Source organism: Pseudomonas sp. XP1 (assembly GCF_053557675.1).
On sequence record NZ_JBNRIJ010000047.1, the window covers coordinates 10992 to 18346 of the forward strand.

Annotated in this window: 8 protein-coding genes; 4 read left to right on the plus strand and 4 right to left on the minus strand. The window is 64.4% G+C overall.

Annotation, left to right across the window (positions count from 1 at the left end; translation table 11 throughout):
- The first annotated feature begins 1 nt into the window (after position 1).
- Positions 2-442, plus strand: coding sequence for an acyl-CoA thioesterase (locus ACK1U9_RS24070; protein WP_046614525.1), 441 nt, complete (start codon positions 2-4; stop codon positions 440-442).
- Positions 443-497: 55 nt separating this feature from the next.
- On the opposite strand, the gene ACK1U9_RS24075 is transcribed toward ACK1U9_RS24070, so the two are convergent.
- The 3 genes from ACK1U9_RS24075 to fdhD all read right to left on the minus strand — a co-directional run bounded on the left by ACK1U9_RS24075 (position 498) and on the right by fdhD (position 4424).
- Complete coding sequence (locus ACK1U9_RS24075) at positions 498-986, minus strand: glycine zipper domain-containing protein (protein ID WP_046614524.1); 489 nt, start codon at positions 984-986, stop codon at positions 498-500.
- Between the two features lie 256 nt (positions 987-1242).
- A complete protein-coding gene (locus tag ACK1U9_RS24080; protein ID WP_196173529.1) occupies positions 1243-3588 on the minus strand; it encodes an FdhF/YdeP family oxidoreductase in 2346 nt (781 codons plus the stop codon).
- Positions 3589-3593: 5 nt separating this feature from the next.
- The gene (gene fdhD, locus ACK1U9_RS24085) at positions 3594-4424 is read right to left on the minus strand and encodes a formate dehydrogenase accessory sulfurtransferase FdhD (protein ID WP_046614522.1); all 831 of its coding nucleotides are present in this window, start codon (positions 4422-4424) and stop codon (positions 3594-3596) included.
- 186 nt (positions 4425-4610) lie between these two features.
- Between fdhD and lysM the strand changes: the two genes are divergently transcribed.
- A complete protein-coding gene (lysM, locus tag ACK1U9_RS24090) occupies positions 4611-5051 on the plus strand; it encodes a peptidoglycan-binding protein LysM (protein ID WP_449110232.1) in 441 nt (146 codons plus the stop codon).
- A 112-nt stretch (positions 5052-5163) separates the two neighbouring features.
- Here the strand turns inward: lysM and yrfG are convergent, their stop codons facing one another.
- Entirely contained in the window at positions 5164-5826 is a 663-nt protein-coding gene (yrfG, locus tag ACK1U9_RS24095) for a GMP/IMP nucleotidase (RefSeq protein ID WP_085599973.1), read from the minus strand.
- Positions 5827-5890: 64 nt separating this feature from the next.
- Between yrfG and nudE the strand changes: the two genes are divergently transcribed.
- Positions 5891-6457, plus strand: a complete 567-nt coding sequence (nudE, locus tag ACK1U9_RS24100; protein ID WP_015268611.1) for an ADP compounds hydrolase NudE — start codon at positions 5891-5893, stop codon at positions 6455-6457.
- Entirely contained in the window at positions 6454-7272 is an 819-nt protein-coding gene (cysQ, locus tag ACK1U9_RS24105) for a 3'(2'),5'-bisphosphate nucleotidase CysQ (RefSeq protein WP_449110233.1), read from the plus strand. Before nudE ends, cysQ begins: the two co-directional genes overlap by 4 nt.
- The last annotated feature ends 83 nt before the right edge of the window (positions 7273-7355 follow it).

Genomic DNA, 7355 nt, shown 5'->3' on the forward strand with positions numbered 1-7355 from the left:
GATGACCGAATCCCCTCAGCGCACTGCCTTCTCCCACTTCCACCCCATCCTCACCCGCCCCCAGGACAACGACCTGAACGGCCATATTGCCGGTGCCACCGTGCACGGCTTCTTCGAAACCGCCATCCAGGCGTTCCTCGTCGAACAGGCCGACCTGGACCTGCGTGACGGCGAGCTGGCGGCATTCGTGGTCAGTTCGGCGGCGGATTTCTACGCTCTGCCCGGCTTCCCGGACGTGCTGGAAGTAGGGCTGGGGGTGGCACGACTGGCTGGCAGCACGGTGGAGTACCGCCTGGCCCTGTTCCGCCCAGGGGAGCCGGAGGCGTGTGCGGCAGGCACGGTGGTGCAGGTTTTCATCGAACGCGCCAATGGACGGCCAGTGGTGTTGCCAGAGACGCTGCAGGTGATCCTGTCTGGTGTACTGCTGGAACAGCAGGCATAAAAAAGCCCCGCTGGCAGGGGCGGGGCTTTTGTTGCCGGGGCAAGGCCCTCAGGCGTTAGTCGCGCCAGTGGCGCTTGTGCTTGTGCTTGCGATGGCCGTAGTGGTGGCCACGGTCCCAGTGGCGACGGTCGTCGTCATAACCACGACGGTAGCGGCGGCCTTCGTGGTAATCGTCTCTGTCGGCCTCTTTACCCAGGTAGTTACCCAGTGCACCACCGGCACCACCGCCGGCTGCTGCGCCAATGTAGCTACCGGTAGTGCCGCCCACGGAGCGGCCGACCACGTTACCGCCTGCGGCGCCCAGCGCGCCGCCGATAGCGGCTTCACCGCGCTGACGCTTGTCGGCACCCAGGGCACCGCCAGCTGCGCCGCCCAGACCGGCACCAATGGCGCCGCCGGTGCTACCACCGATGGAGTTGCCCACCACGGAGCCCAGTACCCCACCCAATGCGCCGCCAATGCCGGCCTCGGTGGTGCCGCCTGCCATGGCAACGCCGCTGAGCAAGCTGAAAGACAACAACAGTATCGAGGAGTACTTCTTCATCAAGAGAGCCTCATAAGGATGACGGGGCGATTTTTGAGCCTTGCAGGCACGCCTGGCAACGGAAATCCGACGAGTAACACGAGTTGTACACAATTCTCTAACTTACTGTATTTACTGTGAAACTTTATCGTTTTTTCGCTGTCTGAGACCTTTATGACGAAGCCCTGAGCCTTGATGGAACAGGGCTTTTTTCGTTTTTGGCGGCACGGCTTCCGGCCTCTTCGCGGGCACGCCCGCGAAGAGGCCAACACCATTCCTACAGGATGCGCCCGTCGTCCCGCGCCCGCTCCAGCTTGATGGCGATGAACTTCGACGTCGGCGTATGGCTGCCATCGCCAATGCTTTCCAGCGGCACCAGCGGGTTCACCTCCGGATAGTACGCCGCCGCCTGCCCGGCCGGGATGTCGTAGGCCAGTAAAGTGAAGCCGTGCACACGGCGCACATGCTCATCCCCCCACAACGACACGATGTCGACCTGCTGCCCCGGCTGGAAGCCCAGGCGGATGATGTCGGCTTCGTTGGCGAACAGCACCTCGCGCTGGCCACGCACGCCACGGTAGCGGTCGTCCAGGCCGTAGATGGTGGTGTTGTACTGATCGTGCGAGCGCATCGATTGCATGATCAGGTCAGGCACCTGCCCGCTGGCGCGTACACGCTCGTCGATCAGCGTGTCGGGCAGCAGGTTGGCCTTGAAGTTTGCGCGGCCGGTGCTGGTATTCCATTCACGGCTGGCAGCGCTGTTGCCCAGGTAGAAACCGCCCGGCTCGCGCAGGCGCTGGTTGAAGCCGCTGAAGCCGGCGATGGTGTCGCCGATCAGCTCGCGGATACGGTCGTAGTCAGCTACCAGCCAGTGCCAGTCCACGGGCTTCTTGCCGAGGGTGGCGGCGGCGATACCGGCGATGACCGCCGGCTCCGAGCGCATCTGCGTCGACAGCGGCTTCAGCTGGCCATTGGAGGCGTGGACCATGCTGAACGAGTCTTCTACCGTTACCGCCTGTGGCCCTTCTGCCTGAAGGTCGATGTCGGTGCGGCCCAGGCACGGCAGGATCAGTGCCTGCTTGCCGTGTACCAGGTGGCTGCGGTTGAGTTTGGTGCTGATGTGCACGGTCAGCTCGCAGTTGCTCAGTGCCTGGGCGGTGCGCTCGGTGTCCGGCGTGGCCTGGGCGAAGTTGCCGCCCAGGCCGATGAATACCTTGGCCCGGCCGTCGAGCATGGCGTGGATCGCCTCGACGGTGTTGTGGCCATTGTGCCGGGGCACGGGGAAGCCGAAGCGCTGCTCGATGGCGTCCAGCAGGGCCACCGGCGGGCGCTCATTGATGCCCATGGTGCGGTCACCCTGCACGTTGCTGTGGCCGCGCACCGGGCACAGGCCTGCGCCTGGCACGCCGATGTTGCCGCGCAGCATCTGCAAGTTGACGATTTCCTGGATGGTCGGCACTGAGTGGCGGTGCTGGGTAATACCCATAGCCCAGCACATGATCACCCGCTTGCCACGGCAATACATGCGCGCGGCCAGTTCGATGTCGGCCAGCGCCAGGCCGGACTGGGCCTGGATGTGCTCCCAGGGGGTGGCATCCACTACCGCCAGGTAGTCGTCGACGCCATGGCCATGTTCGGCAATGAAGGCGTGGTCGAAGACTGCTGGTTCGCCGTTGGCCTGGGCCTCGCGTTCCCATTGCAGGACGAACTTGGCCATGCCGCGCAGCAGCGCCATGTCGCCGCCCAGGGCCGGGCGGAAGAATGCGGTGTTCGTCGGCCGGTCGCTGTTGGTCAGCATTTCCAGCGGGTTCTGCGGGTGCTGGAAGCGCTCCAGGCCACGCTCCTTGAGCGGGTTGATGCACACCACCTGGGCACCGCGCTTTACCGCGTCGCGCAGCGGGTCGAGCATGCGGGGGTGGTTGGTACCGGGGTTCTGGCCCCAGACGAAAATCGCGTCGGCGTGCTCGAAGTCGTCGAAGGTGACGGTGCCCTTGCCGACCCCGATGCTCTGCCCCAAGGCCACGCCGCTGGCCTCGTGGCACATGTTCGAGCAGTCGGGGAAGTTGTTGGTGCCGTAGGCGCGCACGAACAGCTGGTACAGGTACGCCGCTTCGTTGCTGGCGCGCCCCGAAGTGTAGAACTCGGCCTGGTCAGGGCTGGCCAGCTTGTTCAGCTCGCGGGCGATCAGGTTGAAGGCGGCGTCCCAGCTGATTGGCTGGTAGCGGTCGCTGGGTGCGTCATAGACCATCGGCTCGGTGAGGCGCCCCTGGTACTCCAGCCAGTAGTCGCTCTGCTGCAGCAGCGAAGTGACGCTGTAGCGGGCGAAAAAGGCGGCATCGACGCGGCGCTTGGTCGCCTCCCAGTTCACGGCCTTGGCACCGTTCTCGCAGAACTTGACCATGCCGCTTTCCGGCGAGTCGCCCCAGGCGCAGCCGGGGCAATCGAAGCCGCCGTTCTGGTTGGTCTTGAGCAGCGCGCGAATGTTCTTCAGCGCGTTATCGCTGCCCACCCAGGCCTTGGCTACGCTGCGCAGCGCGCCCCAGCCACCGGCGGGGCCGTGGTAGGGCTTGTAGCGAGGGGAAGAGGCTGGGGCGTTGTCCGGGAGGTGTTGGTACGAGGTCACGGCTGTTACGACTCCGCCGCTGGGCTGTAGACCCGCGGTGCGCTGTGCTTGGGCAGATGGATAAGGTTGAGGTTGTGCTTGCGCGCCCATTGCAGGGCAAGGCCGGTTGGCGCCGACAGGCTGACCAAGGTCTGGATACCGGCCCGCAGCACCTTCTGGATCAGCTCCAGGCTGCAGCGGCTGGTGACGATGGCCAGGCCACCCTGGCTGTCGATGCCCTGGCGCAGCAGGGCGCCGATCAGCTTGTCGAGGGCGTTGTGCCGGCCGATGTCTTCGCGGCCGAGCAGCAGTTCGCCGTGGCGGTCCATGAACAGCGCCGCATGCACCGCGCCGCAGTGCTGGCCGAGCGGCTGGAAGGCATCGATGCGTTCACGCAGGCCGACCAACCATTGTGCCGGTGGCAAGGGCGCGCCAGGCAGCTCGGCCAGCTCTGGCAGCGCCTGCTCCAATGCTTCGACCCCGCACAGGCCACAACCACTGGTGCCGGCCAGCTGGCGGCGCTGGTTTTTCAGGTTCCAGAACGCTCGGCTGGAAATCTCCAGGTCGGCATACATCGCCGAGCCGCTGCCGGAGAGTTTCAGATCGTAGATTTCTGCTGTGCCGTCGACAATGCCGCTGCCGACGCTGAAGCCGACGGCGAAGTCTTCCAGGTCGGTGGGGCTGACCAGCATCACCGCCTGGTTGAGGCCGTTGTAGGCAATGGCCAGGGCCACTTCTTCGGCCAGGGGCGTGCTGTCGCGTCTGGCGTCATTGAGCTGGACGTAATCGTAGGTGTTGCTGGCGGCGGGCATGGTCAAGGGCGATGAGGCCGCGCATACCGGAGGTTTGCTGTTCATCGGGGCTGACTTTTCATCGGGGCTATTGGCGGCTTTCAGATAGCACAAGCCTAGGCGTGCGGGTCGGTGGCGTCTAATCGCTAGGGTCTATGCCTTGATAGACCGCGTCGATTGGTCGCATGGGGCGCCAGGGGAAAAGCTGGCCTAGACTGCTGTGTCCGAGGTTTCGTCAACAAGGAGAGCGCTATGAGCTTGTTCAGTTTCGTCAAGGAAGCGGGCGAGAAGTTGATCGACCTGCTGACCTCCGGCAATGCCAATGCCGAAGAGCAGTTGAAGAAACACGTGGAAAGTGTCGGCCTGGGCAATCCGAATATCAAGGCCACTGTAGAGGGAGACAAGATCATCCTCACGGGCGAGGTGGCCAGCCAGGAGGAGAAAGAGAAGATCATCCTGGCGGCGGGCAACGTCGCTGGCGTGGCCAGTGTCGATGACCAGATCACCGTGACCGGACCGGTGGCCCAGGCTGCGCGGTTCGTCACGGTGGAGAAGGGTGATACGTTGAGCGCCATTTCGAAGAAGGTGTATGGCGACCCGAACAAGTACCAGAAGATCTTCGAGGCCAACAAACCGATGCTCAAGCACCCGGACAAGATCTATCCGGGGCAGGTGTTGCGTATTCCTGACTGATCTCTGCCGCCTGTACCGGCCTTTTCGCGGGCTCGCCCGCTCCCACAGGTACAACGCCAGCCGTGAATGTGGCGCTGTACCTTTGGGAGCGGGCATGCCCGCGAATGGGGCCTCACAGGCCGACCAATAGCTCCCGGTAATCCTCGACCGCCGCAAACTCTTCGGTATCCCGCGGCCCTGCCTGGCTATCCGGCTGGCGCACCGCCAGCAGATGCCCCACGCCAAACCGTCGTGCACTGCGCAGAATCGCCAGGGTGTCATCGATGAACAGGCTGCGCTCCGGTTCAAAGCCGATGTCCGCCTGCAATGCGTCCCAGAACTGCGGGCTTTCCTTCGGGTAGCCATAGTCATGCGAGCTGATCAGCCTTTCGAAATACGGCGCCAACTCCACCCGCTCCAGCTTCAGCGACAGTGAATCCCGGTGCGCATTGGTGATCATCACCACGCGCTTGCCCGCGTTGCGGATCGCGGCAAGGAACGTATCGGCATCCGGGCGCAGGGCGATCAGGTCGGCGATTTCCTGTTTCAGCTCGCGGATCGGCAGCCGCAGTTCGCGGCTCCAGAAGTCCAGGCAATACCAGTTCAGCGTGCCAGCATTGCGTTCGAACAGCGGCTGCAGCTCCATTTCCGCCATTGCCCGGCTCACCCCGTGCAGCTCGGCGTAGCGCTGGGGCAGGTGGTCCAGCCAGAAGCGGTTGTCGTAATGCAGGTCGAGCAGGGTGCCGTCCATGTCCAGCAGGACGGTATCGATGGCAGACCAGGGAAGAACAGGCATGGGAAACTCTCGATCAGTCGGCAAGCCACGGTATAGTAACCCGTTCACGCCAAGGAGCCGCCCCATGCGCCAGAAACCCACCGTCCTCAGCCGCGAAATCGTCGCCAGCAGCCGCCTGTTTCGCGTCGAAGCCGTGCAATTGCGCTTCAGCAATGGCAACGAGCGTACCTACGAGCGCCTGGTGGGCCGGGGTAATGGCTACGGTGCGGTGATGATCGTGGCCATGCTCGATGCCGAGCACGCGGTGCTGGTGGAGGAATATTGTGGCGGCACCGATGAATACGAGCTGTCGTTGCCCAAGGGCTTGATCGAGCCGGGCGAGGACGTGCTGGCGGCAGCCGACCGGGAGCTCAAGGAAGAAGCCGGTTTTGGCGCGCGCCAGCTGGAGCACCTGACCGAGCTGTCGCTGTCGCCGGGCTACATGAGCCAGAAGATCCAGGTGGTGCTGGCCAGCGACCTGTACGAGGAGCGCCTGGAGGGCGACGAGCCGGAGCCGATGCGGGTCGACAAGGTCAACCTGCGCGAACTCTCGGCCCTGGCCATGCACCCGCAGTTTACCGAGGGGCGTGCGCTGGCGGCGCTGTACCTGGCGCGTGACCTGCTGATTCAGCGGGGGCTGCTGGAAGCATGAACGACCTGCAATTGATGCACGAAGTTGTCAAGCTGGCCCTGTTGGCGGGGGACGCGATCTTGCCGTTCTGGCGTGCCGATGTGGCCGTGACCAACAAGGCCGACGATTCGCCGGTCACCGCCGCCGACCTGGCGGCGCACCGGGTGATTGCCGATGGCCTGCTGGCGCTGGCGCCGCAGATCCCGGTGCTGTCCGAAGAGGACTGCAACATTCCGCTGGTCGAGCGTCAGGGTTGGAGCCGCTGGTGGCTGGTCGACCCGCTGGACGGCACCAAGGAATTCATCACCGGCAGCGAGGAATTTACGGTCAACATCGCCCTGGTCGAAAACGGTGAGGTGGTGTTTGGCGTGGTTTCCATGCCGACCAACGGGCGCTGTTACTTCGGTGGTCGCGGGTTGGGCGCCTGGCGTGCCGAAGCGGGTGAGGCCGCCCAGGCGATCCAGGTACGCAACGCGCCGCCGGCGGGTGCGCGTTTCACCGTGGTCGCCAGCCGTCGCCATTCCAGCCCGGAACAGGAAGCGTTATTGGCCGGGTTGGGGGCTGCGGTGGGTGAGCTGGAGCTGGCTAATATCGGTAGTTCTTTGAAGTTCTGCCTGCTGGCCGAGGGCAGCGCCGACTGCTATCCGCGCCTGGCACCGACCTCGCAGTGGGATACCGCGGCGGCGCAGGGCGTGGTGGAAGGGGCTGGTGGGGAGGTAATCGGGCTGGATGGCTTGCCGTTCCGGTACCCAGCGCAGGAGTCGTTGCTTAACCCGCATTTCCTGGCATTGCCGGCAAATGCTGCGTGGCGCCAAGCCTTCCTGAGCCTGATCTGACGGGTATCATCACACTCTGTTGGAGCTGAGGACTTCAGCTTCGCCGCCTATATCGCCGGGGCCGCTTTGCGGCCCATCGCCGG

Bases quoted from the DNA above. Each gene is read 5' to 3' on its own strand.
- ACK1U9_RS24070 (WP_046614525.1), top strand. From the start codon at position 2: ATGACCGAATCCCCTCAGCGCACTGCCTTCTCCCACTTCCACCCCATC.
- ACK1U9_RS24075 (WP_046614524.1), bottom strand. From the start codon at position 986: ATGAAGAAGTACTCCTCGATACTGTTGTTGTCTTTCAGCTTGCTCAGC.
- fdhD (WP_046614522.1), bottom strand. From the start codon at position 4,424: ATGAACAGCAAACCTCCGGTATGCGCGGCCTCATCGCCCTTGACCATG.
- lysM (WP_449110232.1), top strand. From the start codon at position 4,611: ATGAGCTTGTTCAGTTTCGTCAAGGAAGCGGGCGAGAAGTTGATCGAC.
- yrfG (WP_085599973.1), bottom strand. From the start codon at position 5,826: ATGCCTGTTCTTCCCTGGTCTGCCATCGATACCGTCCTGCTGGACATG.
- nudE (WP_015268611.1), top strand. From the start codon at position 5,891: ATGCGCCAGAAACCCACCGTCCTCAGCCGCGAAATCGTCGCCAGCAGC.
- cysQ (WP_449110233.1), top strand. From the start codon at position 6,454: ATGAACGACCTGCAATTGATGCACGAAGTTGTCAAGCTGGCCCTGTTG.